This is a genomic window from Corynebacterium sp. UMB4614 (assembly GCF_030217065.1).
In the GTDB taxonomy this organism is placed as follows: domain Bacteria; phylum Actinomycetota; class Actinomycetes; order Mycobacteriales; family Mycobacteriaceae; genus Corynebacterium.
Genome location: NZ_JASONC010000057.1, coordinates 1 through 478 on the forward strand (window position 1 = coordinate 1; position 478 = coordinate 478).

The following is a 478-nucleotide window of genomic DNA, read 5'->3' on the forward strand; positions in this document are numbered from 1 at the left end:
GTGCTGATCGTATCCGGGCTCATATCCACCCCGAGCGTGGTCGCGAGGTGATGCTGAATATCGCGCACTGTCATCCCACCGGCGTATAGCGAGACGATCATGTCGTCGAGCTCTGTGAGCCGACGTGCGCCCTTGGGCACCATCTTCGGAGTAAACGTGCCGGCACGATCCCTGGGCACGGTCACTTCCACCGCGCCGTAGCCAGAATTGACGGTCTTGGTGTACGACCCGTTGCGGTGATTGCCGCCGTGCACGGGTTCAACCTGGGCTTTGGACTTGCGGTCGGAGTGGCTATAGCCCAAATGCGCATCCATCTCCGCCTGCAGACCAGCGTTGATTGATGCCTGCAGCAGGCCTTTGACCAGCTCGCTGGCATCATCAGCGGAGGTCGACAGCTCGCTGATCAGGCTAGCCAGCTCAGGATTTTCCATCAGCTTCTCGCTGATCTCGTTGACCCTCGCCGGGTCATGGCCTTTCT

Annotated in this window: 1 protein-coding gene; it reads right to left on the reverse strand. The window is 60.3% G+C overall.

The genetic code is table 11. The features are described 5' to 3' along the window. Window positions 1-446, reverse strand: a 446-nt coding sequence (locus QP413_RS10345; protein WP_284781597.1) for a transposase, incomplete at its 3' end; no start/stop codon positions are given. Between the last annotated feature and the right edge of the window lie 32 nt (window positions 447-478).